Annotated in this window: 26 protein-coding genes and 1 pseudogene; 22 read left to right on the top strand and 5 right to left on the bottom strand. The window is 56.2% G+C overall.

Features of this window, described 5'->3' with window-relative positions; all coding sequences use genetic code 11:
- Nucleotides 1–161 precede the first annotated feature (161 nt).
- Nucleotides 162–257 (top strand): annotated as a pseudogene (locus ACIQYF_RS05685) (hypothetical protein); the annotation flags it as partial.
- A gap of 65 nt (nt 258–322) precedes the next feature.
- Here ACIQYF_RS05685 and mrdA read toward each other — a convergent pair.
- Entirely contained in the window at nt 323–2,218 is a 1,896-nt protein-coding gene (mrdA, locus tag ACIQYF_RS05680) for a penicillin-binding protein 2 (RefSeq protein ID WP_402857838.1), read from the bottom strand.
- 196 nt (nt 2,219–2,414) lie between these two features.
- Between mrdA and ACIQYF_RS05675 the strand changes: the two genes are divergently transcribed.
- The gene (locus ACIQYF_RS05675; protein ID WP_402857835.1) at nt 2,415–3,335 is read left to right on the top strand and encodes a 1-aminocyclopropane-1-carboxylate deaminase/D-cysteine desulfhydrase; all 921 of its coding nucleotides are present in this window, start codon (nt 2,415–2,417) and stop codon (nt 3,333–3,335) included.
- 18 nt (nt 3,336–3,353) lie between these two features.
- On the opposite strand, the gene ACIQYF_RS05670 is transcribed toward ACIQYF_RS05675, so the two are convergent.
- Both ACIQYF_RS05670 and ACIQYF_RS05665 read right to left on the bottom strand, forming a co-directional pair.
- Nucleotides 3,354–3,899, bottom strand: a complete 546-nt coding sequence (locus ACIQYF_RS05670; protein WP_402857832.1) for a cytochrome b — start codon at nt 3,897–3,899, stop codon at nt 3,354–3,356.
- A gap of 93 nt (nt 3,900–3,992) precedes the next feature.
- Entirely contained in the window at nt 3,993–4,949 is a 957-nt protein-coding gene (locus tag ACIQYF_RS05665; protein ID WP_402857829.1) for a DUF1853 family protein, read from the bottom strand.
- Between the two features lie 99 nt (nt 4,950–5,048).
- On the opposite strand from ACIQYF_RS05665, the gene ACIQYF_RS05660 reads away from it, so the two are divergent.
- The 6 genes from ACIQYF_RS05660 (at nt 5,049) to pepN (ending at nt 11,615) form a co-directional block, all read left to right on the top strand.
- Nucleotides 5,049–5,939, top strand: coding sequence for an NAD(+) kinase (locus ACIQYF_RS05660; RefSeq protein WP_322241288.1), 891 nt, complete (start codon nt 5,049–5,051; stop codon nt 5,937–5,939).
- Entirely contained in the window at nt 5,939–6,910 is a 972-nt protein-coding gene (locus ACIQYF_RS05655; RefSeq protein ID WP_402857824.1) for a metallophosphoesterase, read from the top strand. Before ACIQYF_RS05660 ends, ACIQYF_RS05655 begins: the two co-directional genes overlap by 1 nt.
- Nucleotides 6,907–7,776 carry a rhomboid family intramembrane serine protease gene (locus tag ACIQYF_RS05650; RefSeq protein WP_402857821.1) on the top strand — a complete coding sequence of 290 codons (870 nt, stop codon included), beginning with the start codon at nt 6,907–6,909 and terminating at the stop codon, nt 7,774–7,776. Before ACIQYF_RS05655 ends, ACIQYF_RS05650 begins: the two co-directional genes overlap by 4 nt.
- Nucleotides 7,777–7,856: 80 nt before the next feature.
- A complete protein-coding gene (locus ACIQYF_RS05645) occupies nt 7,857–8,117 on the top strand; it encodes a YeaC family protein (RefSeq protein ID WP_402857818.1) in 261 nt (86 codons plus the stop codon).
- Nucleotides 8,114–8,944 (top strand): DUF2797 domain-containing protein, encoded by an 831-nt coding sequence (locus ACIQYF_RS05640; RefSeq protein WP_402857815.1) that lies wholly within the window; start codon nt 8,114–8,116, stop codon nt 8,942–8,944. The genes ACIQYF_RS05645 and ACIQYF_RS05640 overlap by 4 nt, the downstream gene beginning before the upstream one ends.
- A 13-nt stretch (nt 8,945–8,957) precedes the next feature.
- Nucleotides 8,958–11,615, top strand: a complete 2,658-nt coding sequence (gene pepN, locus ACIQYF_RS05635) for an aminopeptidase N (protein ID WP_402857812.1) — start codon at nt 8,958–8,960, stop codon at nt 11,613–11,615.
- 98 nt (nt 11,616–11,713) lie between these two features.
- On the opposite strand, the gene ACIQYF_RS05630 is transcribed toward pepN, so the two are convergent.
- Entirely contained in the window at nt 11,714–12,439 is a 726-nt protein-coding gene (locus ACIQYF_RS05630) for a FadR/GntR family transcriptional regulator (protein ID WP_402857809.1), read from the bottom strand.
- A gap of 224 nt (nt 12,440–12,663) precedes the next feature.
- Between ACIQYF_RS05630 and ACIQYF_RS05625 the strand changes: the two genes are divergently transcribed.
- The 10 genes from ACIQYF_RS05625 to ACIQYF_RS05580 all read left to right on the top strand — a co-directional run bounded on the left by ACIQYF_RS05625 (nt 12,664) and on the right by ACIQYF_RS05580 (nt 18,987).
- A complete protein-coding gene (locus ACIQYF_RS05625) occupies nt 12,664–13,806 on the top strand; it encodes a DUF2515 family protein (RefSeq protein ID WP_402857806.1) in 1,143 nt (380 codons plus the stop codon).
- On the top strand, nt 13,803–14,435 hold the full coding sequence (locus ACIQYF_RS05620; protein WP_402857803.1) for a hypothetical protein: 633 nt from the start codon (nt 13,803–13,805) through the stop codon (nt 14,433–14,435). The genes ACIQYF_RS05625 and ACIQYF_RS05620 overlap by 4 nt, the downstream gene beginning before the upstream one ends.
- Before the next feature lie 7 nt (nt 14,436–14,442).
- On the top strand, nt 14,443–15,069 hold the full coding sequence (locus ACIQYF_RS05615) for a hypothetical protein (protein WP_402857800.1): 627 nt from the start codon (nt 14,443–14,445) through the stop codon (nt 15,067–15,069).
- A gap of 7 nt (nt 15,070–15,076) precedes the next feature.
- Nucleotides 15,077–15,703 (top strand): hypothetical protein, encoded by a 627-nt coding sequence (locus ACIQYF_RS05610; RefSeq protein WP_402857797.1) that lies wholly within the window; start codon nt 15,077–15,079, stop codon nt 15,701–15,703.
- A gap of 7 nt (nt 15,704–15,710) precedes the next feature.
- Nucleotides 15,711–16,337 carry a hypothetical protein gene (locus ACIQYF_RS05605; RefSeq protein WP_402857794.1) on the top strand — a complete coding sequence of 209 codons (627 nt, stop codon included), beginning with the start codon at nt 15,711–15,713 and terminating at the stop codon, nt 16,335–16,337.
- Entirely contained in the window at nt 16,330–16,974 is a 645-nt protein-coding gene (locus tag ACIQYF_RS05600) for a hypothetical protein (protein WP_402857791.1), read from the top strand. The genes ACIQYF_RS05605 and ACIQYF_RS05600 overlap by 8 nt, the downstream gene beginning before the upstream one ends.
- A gap of 51 nt (nt 16,975–17,025) precedes the next feature.
- The gene (gene tssD / locus ACIQYF_RS05595) at nt 17,026–17,217 is read left to right on the top strand and encodes a type VI secretion system tube protein TssD (RefSeq protein ID WP_402857788.1); all 192 of its coding nucleotides are present in this window, start codon (nt 17,026–17,028) and stop codon (nt 17,215–17,217) included.
- A 106-nt stretch (nt 17,218–17,323) separates the two neighbouring features.
- Nucleotides 17,324–17,959 carry a hypothetical protein gene (locus tag ACIQYF_RS05590; protein WP_402857785.1) on the top strand — a complete coding sequence of 212 codons (636 nt, stop codon included), beginning with the start codon at nt 17,324–17,326 and terminating at the stop codon, nt 17,957–17,959.
- Between the two features lie 51 nt (nt 17,960–18,010).
- Entirely contained in the window at nt 18,011–18,517 is a 507-nt protein-coding gene (locus ACIQYF_RS05585) for an Hcp family type VI secretion system effector (RefSeq protein WP_402857782.1), read from the top strand.
- Nucleotides 18,514–18,987 carry a hypothetical protein gene (locus tag ACIQYF_RS05580; protein ID WP_402857779.1) on the top strand — a complete coding sequence of 158 codons (474 nt, stop codon included), beginning with the start codon at nt 18,514–18,516 and terminating at the stop codon, nt 18,985–18,987. Before ACIQYF_RS05585 ends, ACIQYF_RS05580 begins: the two co-directional genes overlap by 4 nt.
- A gap of 52 nt (nt 18,988–19,039) precedes the next feature.
- On the opposite strand, the gene ACIQYF_RS05575 is transcribed toward ACIQYF_RS05580, so the two are convergent.
- Nucleotides 19,040–20,776 carry an IlvD/Edd family dehydratase gene (locus tag ACIQYF_RS05575; RefSeq protein ID WP_402857776.1) on the bottom strand — a complete coding sequence of 579 codons (1,737 nt, stop codon included), beginning with the start codon at nt 20,774–20,776 and terminating at the stop codon, nt 19,040–19,042.
- 190 nt (nt 20,777–20,966) lie between these two features.
- On the opposite strand from ACIQYF_RS05575, the gene ACIQYF_RS05570 reads away from it, so the two are divergent.
- The 4 genes from ACIQYF_RS05570 (at nt 20,967) to ACIQYF_RS05555 (ending at nt 26,305) form a co-directional block, all read left to right on the top strand.
- Nucleotides 20,967–22,289: an MFS transporter gene (locus ACIQYF_RS05570; RefSeq protein WP_402857773.1), complete on the top strand. Its 1,323-nt coding sequence runs from the start codon at nt 20,967–20,969 to the stop codon at nt 22,287–22,289.
- 26 nt (nt 22,290–22,315) lie between these two features.
- Nucleotides 22,316–23,308 (top strand): AraD1 family protein, encoded by a 993-nt coding sequence (gene araD1 / locus ACIQYF_RS05565; RefSeq protein WP_402858046.1) that lies wholly within the window; start codon nt 22,316–22,318, stop codon nt 23,306–23,308.
- A 69-nt stretch (nt 23,309–23,377) separates the two neighbouring features.
- Nucleotides 23,378–24,904, top strand: a complete 1,527-nt coding sequence (locus ACIQYF_RS05560; protein ID WP_402858043.1) for an aldehyde dehydrogenase (NADP(+)) — start codon at nt 23,378–23,380, stop codon at nt 24,902–24,904.
- A gap of 96 nt (nt 24,905–25,000) precedes the next feature.
- The gene (locus ACIQYF_RS05555; RefSeq protein ID WP_402857770.1) at nt 25,001–26,305 is read left to right on the top strand and encodes an MFS transporter; all 1,305 of its coding nucleotides are present in this window, start codon (nt 25,001–25,003) and stop codon (nt 26,303–26,305) included.

Here is a 26,305-nt window from a genome sequence, read left to right as displayed (position 1 = left end):
GTTGCATCACCAGAACCGCGAGCGGGTGCAACCTGCAGTGTTTTGAAACCTGAGCAAGCATTTGTTATGCCAGTGCTGCCTGGGGTGATCCCGGTCAAACGCAGGGGGGGCGCATTTCGGCTGGATGAAAATGAACACCGCGCCCGGCGACAAAGTGGCGGGACGTGGCCGAGTACTTTTCGCATCAGCCACGGCCAGAGGTTATCGACAGGGCCAAGGATTGGCCGAAAGGGGGTAAACCGGCGGATGCACGGTACTCACATCAAAAAAGCCCTGACCTGCTCCCGGAGGGGGAGGGTCAGGATAAAGCGTTCAACGCCCCTCAAACATGGGGGTTGGTATGCGGCTTGATCTGTGGGCTCGCGTACTGCGGTTTGAGTACGCCCTGGTTGTCCAGCAACCAGGCGTCCATCACTTTGCGCACCACAGGCCCGGCCACGCGGCCACCGGCCTCGCCATTTTCAATCATGACCGAGATGACAATCTGGGGATCTTCGGCCGGAGCAAAGCCGACGAACAAGGCGTTGTCACGGTTGCGCTCGGCTGTTTTCAGGCGGTTGTAGCGCTCGCCTTGCTTGATCGCCACCACTTGCGCAGTTCCACTTTTACCGGCAATTCGATACTGCGCACCCTGTGCAGCAGCCCGGGCGATACCACGCGGGTCGTGCATCACCAGCTGCATCGCGTGGTTAACCTGTTCCCACTCCTTGGGGTCGTGCAGCACGATATTAGGCATCGGTTTTTCATCTGTAGCAGGGGCGCCGTCGATGGTCTTGGCCAGGTGCGGACGGTTCCAGACGCCTTTGTTGGCGATCAGCGCCGTGGCTTGTGCCAGTTGCAAGGGTGTGACCTGCATGTAGCCTTGGCCGATTCCCAAAATGACGGTCTCACCGGGGAACCACGCCTGGCGGCGGGTCGTGCGCTTCCATTCGCGCGATGGCATCAGGCCGGGCGACTCTTCAAACATGTCCAGCGAGACTTTCTGCCCAAGGCCAAACATCGACATGTAATCGTGCATGCGATCAATGCCCAGTTTGGACGCCAGGTCATAAAAGTAAGTGTCGTTGGAGCGCATGATGGCTGCGTTCAAGTCCACCCAGCCGTCGCCACTGTGGTTCCAGTTGCGATATTTGTGGTCAACATTGGGCAGTTGGAAATAGCCAGGGTCGAACACGCGGGTCGAAGCTGAAATCACGCCGCTGTCGAGTCCCGCAATTGCCACCTCCGGCTTGATGGTTGAACCCGGGGCATATAGGCCGCGCAAGGCTCGGTTAAACAAGGGTTTGTCCTGTGAGTCACGCAACGCCGAGTAGTCCTTGGAGCTGATGCCGGTCACAAACAGGTTGGGGTCGAAGCTGGGTTTGCTGACCATTGCCAGTACTTCGCCGGTTTTCGGGTCGATGGCAATGATTGATCCGCGACGGTCGCCCAAGGCTTCTTCGGCGGCTTCTTGCAGCTTGATGTCCAGGCTCAGGACAATATTTTTACCTGCCACGGCATCGTGGTGGCGCAACACGCGCATGACGCGGCCCTGGGCATTGGTCTCGACTTCTTCAAACCCGACTTTACCGTGCAACTCGTTCTCGTAAAAACGCTCGATACCGGTTTTGCCAATTGACTGGGTGCCCCGATACTCGGTGGGGTCCAGCTGTTTGGCTTCTTTTTCGTTGATGCGGCCGACATAGCCGACCGAATGCGCAAAGTGATCGCCCTGAGGGTAATGGCGGACAAACTGGGCTTCGACATCAATGCCCGGCAGGCGGAACTGATTGACCGCCAGCAACGCGATTTGATCTTCCGTCAGCTCATACAACAGGGTCGAGGGGTCGAAAGGGTGACGGGCCTGTTTCATGGCCTTGGCGAACACCGCGCGGTCTTCTTCGGGCAAGTGCAGGACGCTCATCACCGTGTCCAGCACCTTGGCGGTGTCACCGGCCCGTTCGCGGGTGAGGGTCATGTTGAAACTGGGTTGGTTATCCGCCAGCAGCACGCCATTGCGGTCATAGATAAAGCCGCGTTCCGGCGGGATGGGCAGCACGTGAACCCGGTTGTTCTCGGACACGGTCGAGTTGTAGTCAAACTCGGTGACCTGCAAAAAATACAACCGGCCGATGAGCGTACAACTGATCGCCATGACCAGCAGGGCGCATGCAATCAGTCTTTTATTGACCAGCCGCTTCTCGGTTTCATGATCTTTAAGAGGGATCGGCTCGGGCATGTTCCGGGTGTCTCACGTCAGTAAACAGAAGTGCAGCAGCGCGCAGATCGTTAGCGGGCTACGAAAGTCGGCGCACACCTTACCAAGAAGCAGGCAATCGAGTCGGTTTATTGGTCGGCTGGCAAGTGAAAGCCGACAGGCTGTTGTGGCTGCGGGCTGCTGTAAACTCGCTTCTTTTTATAGGGAATCGGTGTCGATGTTGCCTTTGATTGACTGGCGGCCGCGCGCGCTGTTGCAGAGCTTACACCTTGATTGGCTGCAACAGGCCGGGGTGGAAGTGGCCGTGCTGCGCCTGGACCAGATTGACCCGCTGATCAGCGGCAACAAATGGTTCAAGCTCACCGAACATGTGTTGGCTGCGCATGCCGCGGGTGCAGAAGGTTTGATCAGCCTTGGCGGGGCGCACTCCAACCATTTGCATGCGCTGGCTGGCGCGGGCAAGCGTTTCGGTTTTACGACGGTCGGGCTGCTGCGCGGGCATCCTCAGCAAACGCCCACCACGCTGGACCTTGAGCGTTATGGCATGCAATTGCACTGGCTGGGCTTTGCTGGCTATCGGGCACGGCATGCCCCAGGGTTTTGGACGCCCTGGCAGGCGCAGTACCCCGCGCTGCATAACGTTCCGGAGGGTGGTGGCGGGCTCGCGGGGGCCTTGGGCTGCGTGCCGCTGGTTGCCCAAGTCCGTGAACAGCTAAGTGCGTTGGGCTGGGAGGACTACGACGCCTGGTGGCTGGCTGCCGGCACGGGGACTACCCTGGCCGGGTTGGTGCTGGGCGAAGCCGCAGAACGCAGGGTGTATGGCGCGCTGGCGGTGCCCGATGATCATGGGGTTGCGCCACAAGTTGAAGCGATATTGCAGGCTGCGGGGTGTATCGGGCGCAATTTTGAATTGATTGATGCCAGCCGCGGCGGTTTTGCCAAGGTGGACGACGCGCTGCTGGGGTTTATTCAGGACAGCGAAGTGCAAAGTGCTGTGCCGCTGGAGCCGCTCTACACCGGCAAGGCCTTAATGGCGCTCAAGCACGCGGTTGGGCGGGGGCATATAACGAGGGGCCAGCGCGTGGTCTTTGTACACACGGGCGGCTTGCAAGGCCGCCGTGGTTTTGCACAGGCTTGAGGTTTATTCGTGGGAGCTTCAGCGTCTTGGCAGCATGCGCAGCAAGGTGTTGTCCTTGATCAAGTAGTGATGCCCGAGCCCGGCCAGTGCGTGCAAGCCAATCAGCCAGTAACCGATCGTGCCACCCAGTTCGTGCCAGCTCTTGATTTGTTTGGCGAGGTCAGGGTCTTTGGCCGTCAGGGGCGGTATCTCCAAGCCATAGAAAAACACCGGTTTGTCGAGGTGGCTGAGGATCAGGTAGCCAAACACCGGCATGCCAATCATGAACACGTACAAGGCACAGTGCATCAAGGTCGCCAGGGCGGTCTGCCAAGCAGGTGGGGTAGGTGTGATCTTCGGCGCTGCGCCCAAGGTTCGAGCCAACAAGCGCAGCCAGACCAGCACGAAGACGGTGAGGCCAAACATGAAGTGGGCGTCTTTCATCAGGTTACGGCCGTCGCTGTCTTTGGGGAAGATCCCGCGAAGTTCAATCGAGGCATAGATCAGAATAAACAGCAGCACCGTTAGCCAGTGCAGGGCGATGGACATTCGACTGTAGTGATCGGCGGTGCTTTTCCAGGACATGGGGTTTCCTCACGGGTTGTATGTCAGCCTCCGTTCTTTTTTGACGGAGTGCCTTAACTGTAATACGTCTGACAAGGATCGCGCTGAGGCAGATCAGTTGTCAGGATTGCCCGGCACCTTTGGCCACAGGTCAGACACTAAAAACAGGCGCTCGGCTTCTTCCCAGTCACCGGTGTCGTTTTCGGCCAGCCGGACCATTAATTGCGCCGGTGCCTGCGGGTGCAGCTCGGCCAGCCACACGCTGAGCTGTTGTTCGCTCCATAAACCTTGTAGGCCATAGTGCGCCGGTGCGAGCCAGGCATGCCGTGGCAAGGGTTGCCAGCAACCTGCGGCGCTTTGGCGGATAAACGCCGGCCAGTCACTCTGATGCAGCCAGCGCCCGCGCAAATGTTGCGGGTGAGCGCCAGTGGGTGGCAATGAGAGGCCGGGCCATGGGTACAACAGGTAGCCGCCCAGCCACATACTGGCTTTAAAGCTCTGGATGTCCAGCGCGCCAAGGACTTCGCGGCTTTCTGGGCGGCTGGACATCGGCAGTTGATGTTGAGTGAAATGCTTGAGCTTTCGGTCCAGCCTGTCATTGCTGCCGGGGCCGAGCCAGTTGGCAGGGGCGCTACCGTCGCCCTCTTGCGGGCCCAGATAGAGTTTTATCGCCAATTCCAGGTGATGCACGCCGTCACGGTCGCGCAGCAGCAGGTCCAGCTCGCCCAACGTGTGGCCACCCAAACGGATGGGCAGGTTAGCGGCGATCAGCTCAACCCCAGGCGCGTGGTCGATAGCAAATTGCCACAGGCGCTCGTAATAGCGGCCCAGGCGGCGAGTCGCGGCCTGCGCCAGCCAATGCTGGAGCGGTTCGCTGTGCTGATCAAGCTCACGCAGCCAGCGTTCAAGTTGATCGGGGGTTTGCACCCAGTCGCTGCCTGCCAGTGGATGACGTTGCGGCCACGGGGTTTGGCTTAGCATGGGGGGGGCGAGTATCACCCACGCCAAATCACGCACCTCTGGGTGACGTAATTGGCGAGGCAAGTTGAGCAAGTCGGGAAAGAGGATCATTGTGCGAGCATAGCTCCCGTGGGCTGAAAGGGTTTTGTCTATTCACCTGTTTCGACCATAATCGCAGTTTTCGCATGCCTAAAACCTTGCAGGAGCCTCATGGAGCAATTTCGTAATATCGGCATCATTGGTCGTTTGGGCAGTTCACAGGTGCTCGACACGGTTCGCCGACTGAAAAAATTCCTGCTTGAGCGGCACATGCACGTGATCCTCGAAGACACCATCGCCGAGGTGTTGCCCGGTCATGGCCTGCAGACGTCTTCACGCAAGATGCTCGGTGAAGTGTGTGACATGGTGATTGTGGTCGGCGGTGATGGCAGTTTGCTGGGAGCCGCCCGTGCGCTGGCCCGGCACAATGTTCCGGTGCTGGGTATTAACCGGGGCAGCCTGGGCTTTTTGACGGATATCCGCCCGGATGAACTCGAAGTCAAAGTCGCTGATGTACTCGATGGTCACTATCTGGTTGAAAATCGCTTTCTGTTGCAAGCCGAAGTTCGCCGTCACGGTGAAGCCATCGGCCAGGGCGACGCCTTGAATGACGTGGTGCTGCACCCCGGCAAATCGACCCGGATGATCGAGTTCGAGCTGCATATCGACGGTCAGTTCGTGTGCAGCCAAAAGGCCGATGGCCTGATCGTTGCCACCCCCACCGGCTCCACGGCTTATGCGATGTCGGCAGGCGGCCCAATCATGCACCCCAAACTGGATGCCATCGTTATCGTGCCGATGTATCCGCACACCCTCAGCAGCCGACCGATTGTGGTCGATGGCAACAGCGAACTGAAAATCGTCGTGGCAAAAGACATGCAGATCTATCCGCAAGTCTCGTGCGATGGTCAGAATCATTTCACCTGCGCTCCGGGTGACACCATTACCGTCAGCAAAAAAGCGCAGAAACTGCGCCTGATTCACCCGTTGGACCACAACTACTATGAAGTGTGTCGGACCAAGCTTGGCTGGGGTAGCCGACTGGGCGGTAGGAGCGACTGATGCTCGATCCTGCGCGCAGTTACGATTTGATCGGTGACGTGCATGGCTGTGCTCATACCCTTGAGCACCTGCTGGAGCGTCTGGGCTATCGAAAACTCGCCGGTACCTGGCGACACCCGCGACGGATAGCGGTGTTTCTGGGTGACATCATTGATCGCGGCCCGCGTATTCGCGAGTCGCTGCATATCGTTTACGACATGGTTCAAGTCGGTCAGGCCCTGTGCCTCATGGGGAACCATGAATTCAACGCTTTGGGCTGGTGCACACCCGCACCTGCGGGCAGCGGCAAGCAATTTGTTCGTGAGCACAACCCGCGCCATGCCCGTTTGATTCACGAAACCCTTGAGCAATTTGCTCAATACCCCGGCGAATGGCATGACTTCGTGCAGTGGTTTTATGACATGCCGCTGTTTGTTGACGCCGGCCGTTTCCGGGTGGTTCACGCCTGCTGGGACGCCGATGTGATTACCTCGCTGCGTGCGCAATACCCGGATGGCTGTATTGATAAGCACTTTCTGCAGGCGGCCGCGCAGACCGAAAGTTTTGCCCATTTGACCTTCAATCGTCTGTTGCGTGGCACTGACATGCGCCTGCCGGATGGCATGACCCTGACCGGGGGCGACGGTCTGACGCGGGCGTTCTTCCGCACCAAGTTCTGGGAAGACGACCCCAAGACCTACGGAGATATTGTGTTTCAACCTGATGCATTGCCTGAGCGCGTGGCGCAACAGCCGTTGTCCTCGACTGAAAAAGGCGCCTTGCTGCGCTATGGCAGCGACGAACCCCTGTTGTTTGTCGGGCACTACTGGCGCAGTGGCAAGCCCGCGCCCATTCGTCCGAACCTGGCCTGCCTGGATTACAGCGCCGTGCTTTACGGCAAATTAGTGGCTTATCGTCTTGATCAAGAAACCCGGCTCGACCCCAACAAGTTCGTATGGGTGAATGTAGAGCGCCCGGAGGCTGTGCAATGAGTGTGGTGGCTGTTTTACGTTTACCGCTGTCGGTTGATCTTGGCGGGTTTGTGGCCTTGCTCAAGCGCATGCAAGTGCCACATCGGGTGAGTGAAGAGGCGGGCGAGCAAGTGCTGTGGGCCCCCGAAAGCATTGCTGAAGATGTGCGCAGCTTGTATCAGCGTTTCCCGGCGGGCGACCCGAATCACGCATTGCCGATGGTCGAGCGCCCGGCAGCGATGACCCGGCCCGGTTTTGCCCAGCAATTGCGCGACAGCCCAGCCACGGCGGTGATCCTGCTGCTGTGCATCATCGTGGCGGCCGTCACGCAACTGGGTGACAACCTGTCTACCCTGAGTGCGCTGACCTTTTTGGATTTCAGCATTCATGGGCAGTACATCGAATTCACCCCGTTGTCGGATAGCCTCGCGGCAGGGCAGTGGTGGCGATTAGTCACTCCGATGTTGATCCACTTTGGTTTCCTGCACATCGCCATGAACGGCATGTGGTACTGGGAGCTGGGGCGCCGGATTGAAATGCGTCAGGGCAGTATTAATCTGATCGGTTTGAGCGTGCTGTTCAGCCTGGTGTCCAACTACGCCCAATACCTGGTGAGTGGTCCGAGCCTGTTTGGTGGGCTGTCCGGTGTGTTGTATGGCCTGTTGGGGCATGTCTGGATTTACCAGTTGATGGCGCCCAACCCGATGTATCACTTGCCCCGCGGCGTACTGGTGATGATGTTGGTGTGGCTGGCGTTGTGCATGTCCGGGCTGGTGTCGCTGATCGGCTTTGGCCAGATTGCCAACGCGGCCCACGTCGGCGGCCTGTTGATCGGTTGCCTGACCGGCTTGCTGGGCGGGCTTTGGGCCCGTCGCCAATACGTTTAGAAAATCTTTAGGCGCGAGCAAGCTCGCGCCTAAAGGGAATCTATAAATTTCGTACGAATGTTATCGAGCAGGAAAGAACCATGTCCTCTTTCAATGAAATGATTAAAAACATCACCCCTGATATTTATCAGAGCCTGAAACTGGCAGTTGAAATCGGCAAGTGGGCCGATGGCAACAAACTGACGGCCGAGCAGCGCGAGCTGTCATTGCAAGCGATGATTGCCTGGGAAATGCAAAACCTGCCTGAAGAAGAGCGCACCGGTTACATGGGGCCGCAAGAGTGCAGCTCCAAATCGGCGCCTGTGGCCAACATCCTGTTCAAGTCGGATGCCATCCATTGATTGAGATTGGTCGCGGTGCAATCAGTAAAATGTCGGCAAGCCTTCAAGCGCCGACGGTTCAATATGCGTTTCGTTTGGGCGATACCGAGGTCCCGGTCAATCCTTTGATCGGCACTAAACTGCGTCTGGAATTTCTAGGGCAGATCAACTGCACCCACTGCGGACGCAACACCAAAAAGAGTTTCAGCCAAGGGTATTGCTACCCGTGCATGACTAAACTGGCGCAATGCGATGTCTGCATCATGAGTCCGGAGCGCTGCCATTACGACGCAGGCACGTGCCGTGAGCCATCGTGGGGCGAGCAATTTTGCATGACTGACCATGTGGTGTACCTGGCCAACTCGTCCGGGGTTAAAGTCGGCATTACCCGGGCAACGCAACTGCCCACCCGCTGGCTGGATCAGGGCGCGAGCCAGGCCTTGCCGATCGTGCGCGTGGCGACGCGTCAGCAGTCGGGTTTTGTCGAAGACTTGTTTCGCTCGCAAGTGGCTGATCGTACCAACTGGCGCGCACTGCTAAAGGGCGATGCAGAGCCGGTGGATCTGGCAGCGGTGCGTGATCAGTTATTTGGCAGTTGCGCCGAAGGCCTGCATATCTTGCAGGAACGCTTTGGTTTGCAAGCGGTACAACCTTTGCATAGCGTCGAGCCCATCGAGATTAGCTACCCGGTCGAGCAGTACCCGAGCAAGATCGTCAGTTTCAATCTTGACAAAGACCCTATCGTTGAAGGCACGTTGATGGGGATCAAGGGTCAATACCTTATCTTCGACACCGGCGTTATCAATATTCGCAAATACACGGCCTACCAGTTGGCCGTGCATCAGTAAGAAGGACTCCAGCATGCGCACCGAACAACCGCAAATGATCTACCTGAAGGACTACCAGGCGCCCGAGTACCTGATCGACGAGACGCACCTGACCTTCGAGTTGTTCGAGGACCATACGCTGGTCCATGCGCAACTGGTGATGCGCCGCAATCCGGCACGTGGCGAGGGATTCCCGGCATTGGCGCTGGACGGACAACAGCTGGAGCTGCTGTCGGTCAAGCTCGACGACGCTGACCTGACCCCTGCTGACTATGAGCTGACCGACAGCCACCTGACCCTGCACCCGACTACCGGCCACTTTGTGGTCGACACCAGCGTCAAGATCCACCCCGAATCCAATACCGCGCTGGAAGGTTTGTACAAATCCGGCTCGATGTTCTGCACCCAGTGCGAAGCCGAAGGTTTTCGCAAGATCACCTATTACCTCGACCGCCCGGACGTGATGAGCACCTTCACCACCACCGTGGTGGCTGAACAGCATCGTTACCCGATCCTGTTGTCCAACGGCAACCCCATTGCCAGTGGTCCCGACGAAGACGGCCGACACTGGGCCACGTGGGAAGACCCGTTCATGAAACCGGCGTATCTGTTTGCCTTGGTCGCCGGCGATCTGTGGTGCGTTGAAGACACCTTCACCACCCTGACTGACCGCACCGTGGCGCTGCGCATTTACGTCGAGCCGGAAAACATCGACAAGTGCCAGCACGCGATGAACAGCCTCAAAAAGTCGATGCGCTGGGACGAAGAAACCTACGGTCGTGAATACGACCTGGACATCTTCATGATTGTGGCCGTGAACGACTTCAACATGGGCGCGATGGAGAACAAGGGCCTCAACATCTTCAACTCCAGCGCCGTGCTGGCCCGCGCCGAAACTGCGACCGACGCCGCCCACCAGCGGGTCGAAGCGATTGTCGCCCACGAATACTTTCACAACTGGTCGGGCAACCGCGTGACCTGCCGCGACTGGTTCCAGTTGTCGCTCAAGGAAGGCTTCACGGTATTTCGCGACTCCGAATTTTCGGCCGATATGAACTCGCGCGTGGTCAAGCGCATTCAAGACGTGGCCTTCCTGCGTACTCACCAGTTCGCTGAAGACGCAGGCCCCATGGCCCACGCGGTGCGCCCTGAGAGTTTTATCGAGATTTCCAATTTCTACACCCTGACCGTGTATGAGAAAGGTTCAGAAGTGGTGCGTATGCTCCACACCTTGCTCGGCGCACAAGGCTTTCGCCAAGGCAGCGACCTGTACTTTGAGCGCCACGATGGCCAGGCGGTGACCTGCGATGACTTCATCAAGGCCATGGAAGACGCCAATGGCGCCGACCTGACCCAGTTCAAACGCTGGTACAGCCAGGCGGGTACCCCGCGTCTGGCCGTCAGCGAGCATTACGACGCCGAGCAGAAAACCTACAGCCTGACCTTCGCCCAAAGCTGCCCACAGACGCCGGATAAAGTCGAAAAACTGCCGTTTGTGATTCCGGTTGAATTGGGCCTGTTGAACGCTCAGGGCGCAGAACTGGCGCTGCAACTGGCGGGTGAGTCATCTGCGGTCGGCACCAGCCGCGTGCTGTCTGTAACGCAAGCGCAGCAGACCTTCACTTTTGTGGGCATCAATGAGCAGCCCGTGCCTTCCTTGCTGCGTGGCTTCTCGGCGCCGGTCAAATTGCAGTTTGCGTACAGCAGTGACCAACTGGTGTTCCTGATGCAACACGACAGCGATGGTTTCAATCGCTGGGATGCGGGCCAGCAACTGTCTGTGCAAGTGCTGCAAGCGCTGATTGCCCAGCACCAGCGTGGCGAAGCACTGGTCATGGACACGCGTCTGGTTCAAGCGCTGCGTAGCGTGTTGAACAATCAGCAACTGGATCAGGCGATGGTTGCCGAAATGCTGTCGCTGCCGGGTGAAGCCTACCTCACCGAAATCAGCGAAGTGGCTGACGTGGAAGCTATTCACGTGGCCCGTGAATTTGCCCGCAAGCAACTGGCAGACAGCCTGTTTGACGATTTGTGGGCGCGCTACCAGGCTAACCGCGAAGTGTCCAAGGCCACCCCGTATGTGGCCGAGGCAGAGCATTTCGCCCGTCGCAGCCTGCAAAACATTGCCCTGTCGTATCTGAGCCTCAGCGGCAAGCCAGAAATATTGGCTGCGACCCTGGAACAGTTCGAACACAGCGACAACATGACCGAGCGCCTGACCGCGCTGGCGGTATTGGTCAACTCGCCGTTTGAGACTGAAAAAACCGCCGCGCTGGCCAGTTTTGCCGAGCACTTCAAAGACAACCCGCTGGTCATGGATCAATGGTTCAGCGTGCAGGCAGCAAGCCCGTTGCCAGGTGGTTTGCAGCGCGTTCAGCAACTGATGGAACACCCCGCGTTCAACCTCAAAAACCCGAACAAAGTCCGGGCATTGGTGGGGGCGTTTGCCGGGCAGAGCCTGATCAACTTCCATGCCGCTGATGGTTCGGGCTACCGCTTTCTGGCGGACCTGGTGATCCAGCTCAACGGCTTCAACCCGCAGATAGCCTCGCGTCAGTTGGCACCGTTGACTCGCTGGCGCAAATACGACAGCGCCCGTCAGGCGCTGATGAAAGCCGAACTTGAACGCATCCGCAACTCGGGCGAACTGTCGAGTGACGTGTTTGAAGTCGTGAGCAAAAGCCTGGCGTAAAGCCCGGTAGGCCATGAGGGAGCTGAGCCAGACTGCGATCTGTTGATCTTTACAATCAAAAGATCGCAGCCTGCGGCAGCTCCCACAGGTTTGCCGGTTCAGTTGCCAACCAAATCCCGCCCCAACACCACATCCAGCGCCGTGCGCGCATCATCCAGTTGCACCAGCGTGGCATGCCGTGCGCCTAGTGCGTCGTGGTTCTCAATAGCCGTCAAAATCGCTTTGTGCCGAGGCAGCGCCAACTCATGCAAGTTAGGCCGTTGATTGGAGTGCTTCAGCGCTTCACGCAACGCCAACGACAGCATGTTGCACAGATTGGCCAGCAAATCATTGTGGGTCGCATCTGCAATGCGGCTATGAAAATCCAGATCGGGCTGCAACAGCGCCTCGGGGCTCTTTGCCTTTTCCATGCGCTCATAGGCTTCGCGGATCGAGGCCACGTCCTCATCGCTCGCATGTTGGGCGGCGAGGGCGGCAACTGCCGGCTCGATAATGCTGCGCACACTGGTCAGCAAGGCAAAAAACTCATTTTGCGGTGAGCTTTGCATCAGCCAGTGCAGCACATCGGGGTCGAGCATGTGCCATTCGCGTCGAGCCTTGACCACCGTGCCAACGCGGGGTTTGGAATACACCAGGCCCTTGGCCACTAACACGCGCGTGGCTTCACGCAGCACCGGGCGACTGACCGCATATTCTTCGCAGAGCAAGGCTTCGGCGGGCAATTTGTCATCGGGTTTAAAACGTCCGGAAACAATCTGCATGCCGAGTTCCTGAACGATGCGCGCATGCATGCTTTTGCGCTCAGAAGGCTGACGATAATCCATTGGGCGCGGGCCGATCCTATGATGAAAAGCGACGATCATAACAGGCGCCGATTAAACCCGCGCCTAGCGACATAGGTTGAAAATGCCTTGCGTCATAGCGGAATAAGTAATCCCCGCAGATGGACAGTGGTGTCAAGCCCGTAGGACATGTCTCTATTTTTCCGGCCATGACCCGCAGGGCACGTGGGCTGATAGGGTCGCGGCTTCCTTGGAGGAGGCGGCCTATGACCCAGTGTTTCAAAGACCAAACGTGCGACACCCAACTCTTGAACCAGAACACGATTCCGCTTTCTGAGTGCAAGACCCGTTTCGTTGAAGTCTACGGCTGCATGACTGAAGTCACCGACGTGCCGATTCTGACCTGTGAAGGCATCTGGCGGATCTTCCAGCGCGAAGCCGAAGAAATAGTCGCCCCCGGCGGCACCCTCATTGCAGACCCCATCGCCCGTAACCGCGCCATCAATGCCGCGTATGCACGCCTGTGGCTGCATGATGAGCGCTTTCAATGGGCCGGTTTGGCGGCGTTTGCGTCCAAGCAGGTGGGGTGTGGATTGCTGCATGCCTCTGAGTCGATTGGCAAAATCGAGGATGAGTTCACTGCAAGAAAAAAATGGTTGGCGGTGAGGAGTAAAGGGTCGCACTTCGAGCTTCCTGGTGATGAAGAAAACCAACTACGCGATGCATATGATGAGGCTTCAGACAAAAACTTGATGCCTGTGGACCTTCGTTTGGGTGAGCCGCAAACCATTGCCCAGAAACAGTTCCAGTATGTGTACGACATGATGGCATTGGGTAATACCACGTTGTTTTTAGATATTTTTCCGCTGCATGCGTTTTATAAAAAACGTGGGCTTGAGGAGTTGAAGACGTGTTTGAGTAAGCGAGCGAATATTTTTGGCCACCTTAAGTTTCCGGTGCTTTGGCCTGTTGGTCAGGACAAGTTGCGGTTTGGTCGGAAATACAACGAAATACTTCAGGCTTTTACTGCGATTGAAACGGGCGATATTTCCAAAAGCGTGGAGTTTTTTGCATTTCACGAACAGAGAAACATTCTTCAGCCGAGTATTTACGGAGACACACAGTTAGTCAGACTGTTGCGTGGTAATCATGCTTCGTATGTAACAGGTTTTCCTTCGGGCGTAGCTCAAGCCATCGAGTTGACTCTTTCCAGCCAGTGCCAGCGTGTCGATGATGATCGCACAATCAGTTTTGATGACAGCCCCTTTGCAAACCTGGCTGATGTTCAGCAACGAATGACGTTTGTACTCGAGGCGGCAAAGCGGTTCGACGAGATGCTGCATGATTCCAATCGTAAGGCTCTGGTTCAATCAATCAACGAGATTGCTGCGGTTGTGGTCGCGCCATGACATTGCGACTGAATCTCGGTTCATGGCGTCGTGGAGTGAGCATCACGCTTCTTGCTATTTTGCTTGCCGTAATTCTGCAATGGATTACGCAAAGGTTTGTAAGTGAACCAGAAATTGCTCTGATCTATGGCGAACCATGGGAAGACATGCGGCAGCGCTCGAGTGCTTTAATCCCTCCTGCTATACCTGGCCGCTATGCGTTTCACATACCCAAGTCGGACGCCCGATTGCGTTTCATTGATCCGAAGTATGGATTTGTTACTCCGCAAGCCCGCTTCTTTACCATCAGTTTTGATAATGAGCGAGTGGCCAGTATCCATATATCACCGCAAATCGAGCCTCTGTTGCTGGATGACGCCCTGAAGGTCGTGTTGGACTTACAAAATCAATGGCGTGAGCAGGGCTGGTTTGTTATCAACCCAGAGAGTGATCCCCCTTTGGCTGATACACCGCAATGGCGCGCCCAATTGCGCGACATCAACAAGGGAGGAAGAACCTTTTGGCAGGCCGGCGATAAGTATTACATCATGTTGGATATAGGCCGATTTAAAGACTCTAGACACCCTGATGAAGAGCGATATCTCATTACTCTTGAGGTAGCCAGACCTTGGGTAATTCGCGATGAGTAATAACTGTATGAGCTTTTACTGCAAGGGTTGGCGTCGAAGTTTGTGTTTTCTTCTGCTGGTACTCGCTGCACTTTTTACCCTTAGTTGGGTTATGCAAGCGCTATCGGACGAACCAGAAATTGCTCTGATCTATGGCGAGCCTTGGGAAGATATGCGGCAGCGCTCGAGTGCAGAGATTAGCCCGGCTATCCCGAATGAACTTTGGTTCGGTATGCCGAAGTCAGACGCTCGTTTACGTTTTATAGATCCACAATTCGAATTTGTCACGCCCTTGGCTCGCTTCTTCACCATAGGATTCAAAAATGAGCGCGCGACCAATATCCGCATGTCACCGCAAATCGAGCCTCTGTTGCTGGATGACGCCCTGAAGGTCGTGTTGGACTTACAAAATCAATGGCGTGAGCAGGGCTGGTTTGTTATCAACCCAGAGAGTGATCCCCCTTTGGCGGATACCCCGCAATGGCGCGCCCAATTGCGCGACATCAACAAGGGAGGGAGAACTTTTTGGCAAGCCAGCGATAAGTATTACATCATGTTGGATATAGGCCGATTTAAAGACTCTAGACACCCTGATGAAGAGCGATATCTCATTACTCTTGAGGTAGCCAGACCTTGGGTAACTCGCGATGAGTAATAATTGTATGAGCTTTTACTGCAAGGGTTGGCGTCGAAGGTTATGTTTTCTTCTGCTGGTACTCGCTGCACTTTTTACCCTGAGTTGGGTTATAAAAGCGCTATCAGACGAACCAGAAATTGCTCTGATCTATGGCGAGCCTTGGGAAGACATGCGGCAGCGCTCGAGTGCAGAGATTAGCCCGGCTATCCCGAATGAACTTTGGTTCGGTATGCCGAAGTCAGACGCTCGCTTACGTTTTATAGATCCGCAATTCGGATTTGTCACGCCCTTGGCTCGCTTCTTCACCATAGGATTCAAAAATGAGCGCGCGACCAATATCCGCATGTCACCGCAAATCGAGCCTCTGTTGCTGGATGACGCCCTGAGGGTCGTGTTGGACTTACAAAATCAATGGCGTGGGCAGGGCTGGTTTGTCAGTAACCCAGAGAGTGATCCCCCTTTGGCTGATACGCCGCAATGGCGCGCCCAATTGCGCGACATCAACAAGGGAGGGAGAACCTTTTGGCAAGCCAGCGATAAGTATTACGTCATGCTGGGTATGGGCCGATTTAAAGACTCTAGACACCCTGATGAAGAGCGATATCTCATTACTCTTGAGTTAGCCAGACCTTGGGTCACTCGTGATGAGTAATAACTGTATGAGCTTTTACTGCAAGGGTTGGCGTCGAAGGTTATGTTTTATCCTGCTGGTACTCGCTGCACTTTTTACCCTGAGTTGGGTTATGCAAGCGCTATTGGACGAACCAGAAATTGCTCTGATCTATGGCGAGCCTTGGGAAGACATGCGGCAGCGCTCGAGTGCTTTAATCCCTCCTGCTATACCTGGCCGCTATGCGTTTCACATACCCAAGTCGGACGCCCGATTGCGTTTCATTGATCCGGAGTATGGATTTGTTACTCCGTTAGCCCGCTTCTTTACCATCAGTTTTGATAATGAGCGAGTGGCCAGTATCCATATGTCACCGCAAATCGAGCCTCTGTTGCTGGATGACGCCCTGAAGGTCGTGTTGGACTTACAAAATCAATGGCGTGAGCAGGGCTGGTTTGTTATCAACCCAGAGAGTGATCCCCCTTTGGCTGATACACCGCAATGGCGCGCCCAATTGCGCGACATCAACAAGGGAGGGAGAACCTTTTGGCAAGCCGGTGATAAGTATTACATCATGTTGGATATAGGCCGATTTAAAGACTCTAGACACCCTGATGAAGAGCGATATCTCATTACTCTTGAGGTAGCCAGACCTTGGGTAATCCGCGATGAGTAATAACTTTATAAATTTTTACTGCAAGGGTTGGCGTCGAAGTTTGTGTTTTATCCTGTTGGTACTCGCTGCAATGTTTTCCCTGAGTTGGATTATGCAAGTGCTATCTGACGAGCCCGAAATTGCCTTGATCTATGACGAGCCTTGGGAGGATATGCGACAGCGATCAAGTGCAGTTATAGACCCAGCCATCCCTGGCCATTTCTGGTTCCACATTCCCGATTCCGATGCGCGTTTGCGTTTTATAGATCCGAAGTATGGATTTACCACGCCCTTGGCCCGCTTTTTTACTATCAGTTTTGGGGATGAGCGAGTGCGTGACATTCGCATGTCTCCACAAACAGAACCGCTGTTGCTTGATGATGCATTGAAAGTGGTGTTGGACTTACAGGATCAATGGCGACAACAGGGGTGGCATTTAACCTCGCGAAGAAATAATTATGCTTTTGAAGATACCCCCGAATGGCGCACCCAATTCAGGGACATCAACAAGGGTGGAACAGCATTTTGGCAAGCGGAGGATAAATATCAAGTAATGCTACTTTTGCATCGCTTTAAGGATAATAAGCGCCCTAATGAAGAGCGCTACATGATAACTCTGGCTCTATCCCGTCCTTGGGTGCCCAGCCATGAAGATTAATCCCGAAACGCCCACTTCTCTAACCCCACCTAAAACAACGGAACCTTGCTAATGCCAACACCTGCTTACCTGACTATCAAAGGAAACTCCCAAGGCCTTATCAGCGCAGGCGCACTGGGCAAAGAATCGCTTGGCAATGCCTGGCAACAGGGGCGCGAAGATCAGATTCTGGTTCAGGCGCTCAGTCACGGTATCTTCGTGCCCAATGGTTCAAAACGGGGCCGCGTATGCATAAGCCATTGATCTTTGTTCTGGATGCCGCTGAGCGCTTTGACCAGATGTTGAATAATACAAACCGAGGTGCGCTGGAGCAATCAATTAGAGAAATAGTCGTTATCGAGCCTTCTCTGTGAGTTTTCAATGGTGTTTCAGCGGCTGGCGTCGAGTGTTCTGTATTACTGTCTTCGCATGCTTAGCATTTTTATCCTTGCGTTGGGTTATGCAAGTGCTATCTGACGAGCCCGAAATTGCCTTGATCTATGACGAGCCTTGGGAGGATATGCGACAGCGATCAAGTGCAGTTATAGACCCAGCCATCCCTGGCCAAATCTGGTTCCACATTCCCGATTCCGATGCGCGTTTGCGTTTTATAGATCCGAAGTATGGATTTACCACGCCCTTGGCCCGCTTTTTTACTATCAATTTTGTGGATGAGCGAGTGCGTGACATCCGCATGTCTCCACAAATAGAACCGCTGTTGCTTGATGATGCATTGAAAGTGGTGTTGGACTTACAGGATCAATGGCGACAACAGGGGTGGCATTTAACCTCGCGAAGAAATAATTATGCTTTTGAAGATACCCCCGAATGGCGCACCCAATTCAGGGACATCAACAAGGGTGGAACAGCATTTTGGCAAGCGGAGGATAAATATCAAGTAATGCTACTTTTGCATCGCTTTAAGGATAATAAGCGCCCTAATGAAGAGCGCTACCTGATAACTCTGGCTCTATCCCGTCCTTGGGTGCCCAGCCATGAAGATTAATCCCGAAACGCCCACTTCTCTAACCCCATCTAAAACAACGGAACCTTGCTAATGCCAACACCTGCTTACCTGACTATCAAAGGAAACGCCCAAGGCCTTATCAGCGCAGGCGCACTGGGCAAAGAATCGCTTGGCAATGCCTGGCAACAGGGGCGCGAAGATCAGATTCTGGTTCAGGCGCTCAGTCACGGTATCTTCGTGCCCAATGGTGCAAAAGCGGGGCAGCGCATGCACAAGCCGTTGATCATTACCAAGGTCATCGATAAATCGTCGCCCTTGATTAATACCGCGCTGTGTAATGGGGAGGAACTGAGTGTCTGCGAAGTGAAGTGGTATCGCCCGTCCGGCAGCGCCGGGCTTGAGCATTTTTACACCATGGAGTTGCGCAACGCGGTGATTACGGCTGTCGATCTGATCATGCCGCACTGCCAGACGCTGGAGACCGCGCACTTTACTCAATTGGAAACCGTGAAGTTTGCGTATCAGGACATTGTTTGGCGCCATGAAGTGGCCGGAACATCGGGCTGGGACACTTGGGAAGGTGATCGTCAGGGATGAAATTGATCAGTGCCCGGCAAGCATCTCTATGGGATATGGAGCACGCTTTTAGCGCCAAAGAAGCCCGTGATGTGGTGCAGCAGCATTTGAGCGCAGGGCAAAAAATCGAGGGGTTGCAGTCATTACGCAGCGCTATGATGCTCAATTTTGACTCGCAGGTGGTGCAGCAAGTCGAGAGTGGGGAGTGGGTGTTGATCAAGCCCGAGGCAAATTGTTTTAACTGGGGGCAGTTCGATAAGGCGGTACGCGATCAGCGTGTCATGGAGGTAATGCAGCATCCGATTGTCCAGCCCAAACCCGTGGTTCTGGTGGTGCAGATGTTGGACAGCGAAATACTTGAACCGCTGGTGAGCCGGCTTTATACCGCGATTATTGATGGTGTCAGCCAGACGCGCACCATTGATGCGTTAGGGATCACCCATTTGCCTGAGTCGGCGAAGGGCGCAAAGGTTGTGATCAAGCTGACATAACGCTGCTCATGCAACGAGGCCGCGTCTATGGACGTGGCCTCAAGCACAGCCGTCAGTGCGAGTGGCGCGGTACTTCTGAACCCCGGCAACCGACCAGGAAATCGAAGTCGCAGCCTTGGTCAGCCTGCATCACATGGTCGATGTACAGCTGGCGATAGCCGCCAAGCAGCAGTTTTTGCGGGGGCTCAATATCGGCCAGGCGCGCGACCAGTTCGGCGTCTGAAATATCCAGATGTAAACGCCCGCTCGCGCAGTCGAGTTCAATCCAGTCGCCTTCTTGTACCGCAGCCAACGGCCCACCAGCGGCGGCCTCCGGGGCAACGTGCAAGACCACGGTGCCGTAGGCGGTGCCACTCATGCGCGCATCCGAGATGCGCACCATGTCGGTTACGCCTTGGGCCAGCAGTTTGGCTGGCAAGCCCATGTTGCCGACCTCGGCCATGCCCGGATAACCCTTGGGTCCGCAGTTTTTCATCACCAGAATCGAATCGGCCGTGACTTCAAGCGCCGGGTCGTTGATGCGAGCCTTGTACATGTCGAAGTTTTCAAACACGACCGCTTGCCCACGATGCTTCATCAGGGCTGGGGTGGCAGCTGAGGGTTTGAGCACCGCGCCCAGTGGTGCCAGGTTACCGCGCAATACGCAGATGCCACCGTCGGCAACCAGCGGGTTGTCGATTGCCCGGATCACTTCGTCGTCGCCATAGATGGGTGAGTTCTTAACGTTTTCCCACAGGCTGTTGCCATTGACTGTGAGGGCGTTCGGGTGCGGGATCAGGTTGTTTTCGCCCAAACGACGCAGCACCGCAGGCAGGCCGCCTGCGTAATAGAACTCTTCCATCAAGAAGCGCCCCGAAGGCTGCAAGTCAACGAGGGTTGGTGTGCCACGGCCGATGCGGGTCCAGTCGTCCAGCTCCAGATCGACACCGATGCGCCCGGCAATGGCTTTGAGGTGGATCACAGCGTTGGTCGAGCCGCCGATGGCCGCATTGACCCGGATCGCGTTTTCAAAGGCTTCTTTGGTCAGCACTTTGGACAGTCGCAAATCTTCTCGAACCATCTGCACGGCGCGCATGCCTGACATGTGGGCCAGTACATAGCGGCGCGAATCGACCGCCGGAATGGCAGCGTTGTGTGGCAGTGAAGTGCCCAGTGCTTCGGCCATGCAGGCCATGGTCGAGGCGGTGCCCATGGTGTTACAGGTGCCCGCCGAGCGGGACATGCCGGCTTCGGCAGACAAGAATTCGTCGAGGCTGATATTGCCTGCCTTGTACGACTCGTGCATTTGCCAAACGATAGTACCGGCGCCGATGTCTTTGCCTTTGTGCTTGCCGTTGAGCATTGGCCCGCCCGTGACCACGATGGCCGGCACGTCGCAACTGGCAGCCCCCATCAACAGGGCCGGGGTCGTTTTATCGCAGCCGGTCAACAGCACCACGCCGTCAATCGGGTTACCGCGAATCGCTTCTTCCACGTCCATGCTCGCCAGATTACGCGTGAGCATGGCGGTCGGGCGCAAGTTGGATTCGCCATTGGAGAACACCGGAAACTCCACGGGGAACCCGCCAGCCTCAATCACACCGCGTTTGACATGTTCGGCAATGGTCCGGAAATGGGCGTTGCACGGGGTCAGCTCAGACCAGGTGTTGCAGATACCAATGATCGGTTTGCCTTGGAACTGATGGTCGGCAATGCCTTGGTTCTTCATCCAGCTGCGGTACATGAAGCCGTTTTTATCCGCGCTGCCAAACCATTGGGCGGAACGCAGGGGAGGGGTTTTATCAGACATGGCAGGCTCTCTTATTGTATGACTAATACGTTTTGATAAGCCTAAATTAGCCTTAATAAAGCCTGATTGGAAGAGTTGTTGGTTAAATAGTAATACTATATAGTCCGCCCAGCTGAGAGCTGATCCGGGTGTCTATGTGCCTGAGGCCACTCCAGAGGTGCCATAACAAAAACAATGGGAGAACCATCTCATGAGCCAGGAACTCCGGCTTATTCGTCGTATTACGCTCAAACTCATTCCGTTTCTGATCCTGTTGTACCTGATTGCTTACGTAGACCGCTCTGCGGTGGGCTTTGCCAAGCTGCACATGGGCGCCGACATCGGCATTGGTGATGCGGCTTACGGTCTGGGCGCAGGGCTGTTTTTTATCGGTTACTTTCTGATGGAGATCCCCAGCAACCTGATGCTTGAGCGTTTCGGCGCCCGGCGCTGGTTCGCCAGGATCATGCTGACCTGGGGGGCTATCACCATTGGCATGGCCTTTGTACAAGGTGCGCACAGTTTCTATGTGATGCGCTTTTTGTTGGGTGTGGCTGAAGCGGGCTTCTTCCCAGGGGTTCTGTACTACATCACCCAATGGTTTCCGGTGCGCCATCGCGGCAAGATTCTGGGGTTGTTTATCCTCTCGCAACCCATCGCCATGATGATTACCGGGCCAGTCTCTGGCGGGCTGCTTGGCATGGACGGTGTGCTCGGTCTGCACGGCTGGCAATGGCTGTTTATCATGATCGGGATGCCCGCCATTCTGTTGACCTGGCCAGTGCTGCGTTATTTGCCGGATGGCCCGCAACAGGTCAAATGGATGGACCAGAGCGAGAAGGACTGGCTGGTCGGTGAGCTTGAAAAAGACTTGCAGGAATATGGTCAGACCCGTCATGGCAATCCGCTGCATGCCCTTAAAGACAAGCGTGTCTTGCTGCTCGCGCTGTTCTATCTACCTGTGACCCTGAGTATTTATGGCCTGGGCCTGTGGCTGCCGACGCTGATCAAACAGTTTGGCGGCAGCGACCTGACCACCGGGTTCGTGTCTTCGGTACCGTACATCTTCGGCATCATCGGCCTGCTGATTATCCCGCGCAGTTCCGACCGCTTGAATGACCGCTACGGTCACTTGGCGGTGCTTTATATGTTGGGTGCCTTCGGCTTGTTCGCCAGTGCGTGGTCGACGGTTCCCGTGCTGCAATTGGCGGCGTTGTGCCTGGTGGCATTCTCGCTGTTCTCCTGCACGGCGATCTTCTGGACGTTGCCGGGGCGCTTCTTCGCCGGGGCCAGTGCTGCGGCCGGGATTGCCTTGATCAACTCGGTCGGCAACCTGGGTGGCTATATCGGCCCGTTCGTGATCGGGGCGCTCAAGGAATACACCGGCAACCTGGCCTCGGGCCTGTATTTTCTGTCGGGCGTCATGGTGTTCGGGTTGCTCCTGACCGCAGTGGTGTACCGCCTGCTTGAGCGTAAACACGCACTCAAATCCAGCGAATTTGCAGCCAGTGCCCGTCCGGTCGGCCAGCGCTGAATTGAATTTCAAGAGAGAGAATGACTATGCGTTTAGTGCAGTTTGAATTGAACAACGGTGAGCGACGCGTCGGTTTAGTGCAGGCGGGCCAAGTGCGCGAAGTGCAGGGCGCAACCAGCGTGCGTGACCTCGCACTGGCGGCGATTGAGGCGGCTACCGACTTGGCGCAGCAGGTGCAAGCGCAGGGGCTGGGTGAGACTCATGATTACCAGACATTGCTGAGCGAGTTGCGAATTTTGCCGCCACTGGATCATCCAGACCCGGCTCACATGCTGATCAGCGGCACCGGCCTGACCCACCTGGGCAGCGCTTCGGCGCGCGACAAAATGCATCAGCAGGCGGGTGACGAAGCCACATTGACCGACACCATGCGTATCTTCAAATGGGGTATCGAGGGCGGCAAACCGGCTGCGGGACAGGCGGGCGTACAACCGGAATGGTTCTACAAAGGCGATGGCAGCACGGTGGTGCGCCCCGGTGCGGCGTTCCCGCTGCCGCCATTTGCCGAAGATGCCGGTGAAGAGCCGGAGATTGGCGGCCTGTATGTCATTGGCCACGACGGCAAGCCTTATCGATTGGGTTTTGCGGTAGGTAACGAGTTCTCTGACCATGTCATGGAGCGCAAGAACTACCTGTACCTGGCTCATTCCAAACTGCGCAGTTGCTCATTTGGTCCAGAACTGCGGGTAGGTGAGTTGCCACAACACTTGGCGGGCAGCAGCCGGATCATCCGTGACGGCCATGTACTGTGGGAAAACGAATTCCTCAGTGGCGAAGCAAACATGTGTCATAGCCTGGAAAACCTTGAATACCACCACTTTAAATACAGTCAATTCTTGCGCCCCGGCGATGTGCATATTCACTTCTTCGGCACCGCCACCCTGTCGTTTGCTGCGGGTATCCGCACGCAGCCCGGGGATCGTTTTGAAATCAGCCAGGCTGAATTCGGTGCTCCTCTGATCAATGGCGTTGAACCTGTAGACGCCGTGTTCAAGCCCGGCGCGATTGGCACACTTTAAAGGGATAACGTTATGACTCAGATTCTCGGACACAATTACATCGGCGGCCAACGCAGTGCCGAAGGCAACATCATCGTCAAGAGTGTGGATGCCGTCAGCGGCGAAACCCTGGCGTATGAATTTCACCAAGCCACCCTGCAAGAAGTCGATCGTGCCGCTGCCGCAGCGGCCAGTGCCTATCCGGCCTACAGGGCTTTGAGCGCTGAACGCCGTGCCGAATTTCTAGAGGCCATTGCAGACGAGCTGGATGCGCTGGGCGATGAGTTTATTGCCCTGGTGTGCCGTGAAACAGCACTGCCTGCGGGCCGGATTCAGGGAGAGCGTGGTCGTACCAGTGGCCAGATGCGCTTGTTTGCCAACGTCCTTCGTCGGGGGGATTTCTATGGCGCGCGGATTGATCAGGCACTGCCGGATCGCACGCCGATGCCGCGCCCGGACTTGCGTCAGTACCGAATTGGTCTGGGCCCCGTCGCTGTGTTCGGCGCCAGTAATTTCCCGTTGGCATTTTCTACCGCGGGCGGCGATACGGCGTCGGCATTGGCTGCCGGATGCCCGGTGGTGTTCAAGGCGCACAGTGGGCACATGGGGACCGCTGAATGGGTCGCGAATGCGCTGATTCGTGCGGCGCAACGCACTGGGATGCCGGACGGCGTGTTCAACATGATCTACGGATCAGGCGTTGGCGAGGCGCTGGTCAAACACCCGGCTATTTCGGCTGTGGGGTTTACCGGCTCGCTCAAAGGCGGGCGTGCGTTGTGTGACATGGCCGCCGCCAGGCCGCAGCCCATCCCGGTGTTTGCCGAGATGTCGAGCATCAACCCGGTCATCGTTCTGCCCCAGGCATTGGCGGCACGCAGCGAGACGATTGCCCGTGAATTGGCAGCCTCTGTGGTGCAAGGCTGCGGTCAGTTCTGTACCAATCCAGGGTTGGTGATCGGAATCCGCTCCGATGCGTTTAGCACCTTTATCGAGCAGTTGGCGGGCCACCTCAGCGAACAACCTGCGCAAACCATGCTCAATGCCGGCACGCTGCGCAGCTACGCAAAGGGGCTGGACGCGCTGTTGGCCCATCAGGGTATTGAGCATCTGGCGGGTTTGGCGCAGCAGGGCAGTCAGGCTTGTCCGCAGCTGTTCAAGGCCGATGTCAGCCTGCTGCTGCAAGGCGATGAAGTGTTGCAAGAGGAAGTGTTTGGCCCCACGACGGTGGTGGTCGAGGTCGCTGATCAGGCGCAACTGCGTGCCGCGATAAATGGCCTGCACGGCCAACTGACTGCGACCCTGATCGGTGAGGCGAACGATTTTCAGCAGTTCAGTGAGTTGACTCCGCTGCTTGAGCAAAAAGTGGGTCGTATCCTGCTCAATGGTTACCCGACGGGGGTCGAAGTGTGCGACTCAATGGTACATGGCGGCCCGTATCCCGCCACGTCCGATGCTCGCGGCACCTCAGTGGGTACGTTGGCCATTGACCGCTTTCTGCGTCCCGTGTGCTTCCAGAACTACCCAGATAGCCTGTTGCCACAGGCGCTTAAAAACGCCAACCCACTGGGTATTCAACGCCTGGTTGATGGCCAGTTTACTGTCAGCCCGATTGGCTGATCTGCTCCTTCAGCCTGCCGCTGCCCTGTGAGGGGCGCGGCAGCGCTTCGAACACCCTCTTTGAACCGCCCTAAAATAATAATCAACAGGTGCGCCATGACTGCTGAAACGCTTTCTACCACGCAATCACTGGACGATGCGCTGTACCGCAAAGTGAACTGGCGGATTATCCCGCTGTTCATTGTTTGCTTTCTATTTGCCTACCTGGACCGGGTTAACATCAGTTTCGCCAAATTGCAGATGCAAAGTGATCTGGGTTTCAGCGAGACCGTATATGGGCTCGGCGCCAGCCTGTTCTTTGTCGGTTACTTTCTGTTCGAGGTGCCGAGCAATGTTCTGTTGCACAAGATAGGCGCCCGCGTATGGATCGCCCGCATCATGGTGACTTGGGGCATTACCTCGGCGTGCATGATGTTTGTGCACAACGAATTCTGGTTCTACACCTTGCGGTTTCTGATCGGTGTGATGGAAGCCGGGTTTGTTCCGGGGGTGCTCTATTACTTCACCCAGTGGTACCCAGGCAATCGCCGGGCGCGGGTCAATGCCTATTTCAAAAGCTCCATCTGTTTGTGCGGCATTGTCGGAGGACCGTTGGCCGGTTTTATCCTGGGTCACTTTGATGGATTTTACGGGCTGGCAGGGTGGCAGTGGCTGTTCCTGCTGGAAGGTTTGCCTTCGGTGGTGCTGGGTCTTGTGGTGCTGTGGCTGCTCAGTGACAAGATCGAAGACGCGCCATGGTTATCGGCCGACGAGAAACAGGTGATGCTGGCCCGCATGGCCAGTGAGCCGAAAACCGAGTCATCGAGCACCTTTGCCGATGTCTGGAAACAACCAACCACTTACGTCATGTCAGCGATTTATCTGTGCCTGGTCATGGCCCTGACGGGGTTGTTGTTCTGGATGCCCCAACTGATCAAAAGCGCTGGCGTGGCGGATACGTTCGATATCGGCTTGCTGACGATGATTCCTTATCTGATAGCCGCGGCGGGTAATCTGTTGATCGGCAACAGTTCTGACAAACGCGCCGAGCGGCGCTGGCACATGGCCGGTTGTGCCTTGCTGACGTCCGCAGGTTACCTCCTGTGCGCGTGCTTCCCAGGCCAGTTGCTGCCATTGATGGTGGGCATGAGCATGATCATGACCGGCATCATCGCCTGGATGCCGATTTTCTGGACCATCCCTCCGCGCTTTCTGACCGGGTTGGCAGCCGCTGCCGGGATTGCGCTGATCAACTCGCTGGGCCAGTTGGGCGGTGTCATAGCGCCCTTTATGGTGGGCCGTATCAAGGACCTGAGCGGCAGCGCCACACCGGCTTTGTTTGTGTTGAGTGGCGTCTGTGTACTGGCCACGGTGCTGGTGATTTGGGCGATTCCTGCCCGCTACTACCGGGTTAATCAATGA

Source organism: Pseudomonas sp. NPDC096917 (assembly GCF_044762555.1).
Taxonomy (GTDB): domain Bacteria; phylum Pseudomonadota; class Gammaproteobacteria; order Pseudomonadales; family Pseudomonadaceae; genus Aquipseudomonas.
Note: the sequence above shows the minus strand (reverse complement) of the source record. Positions and strands in the feature narration are given on the sequence as shown.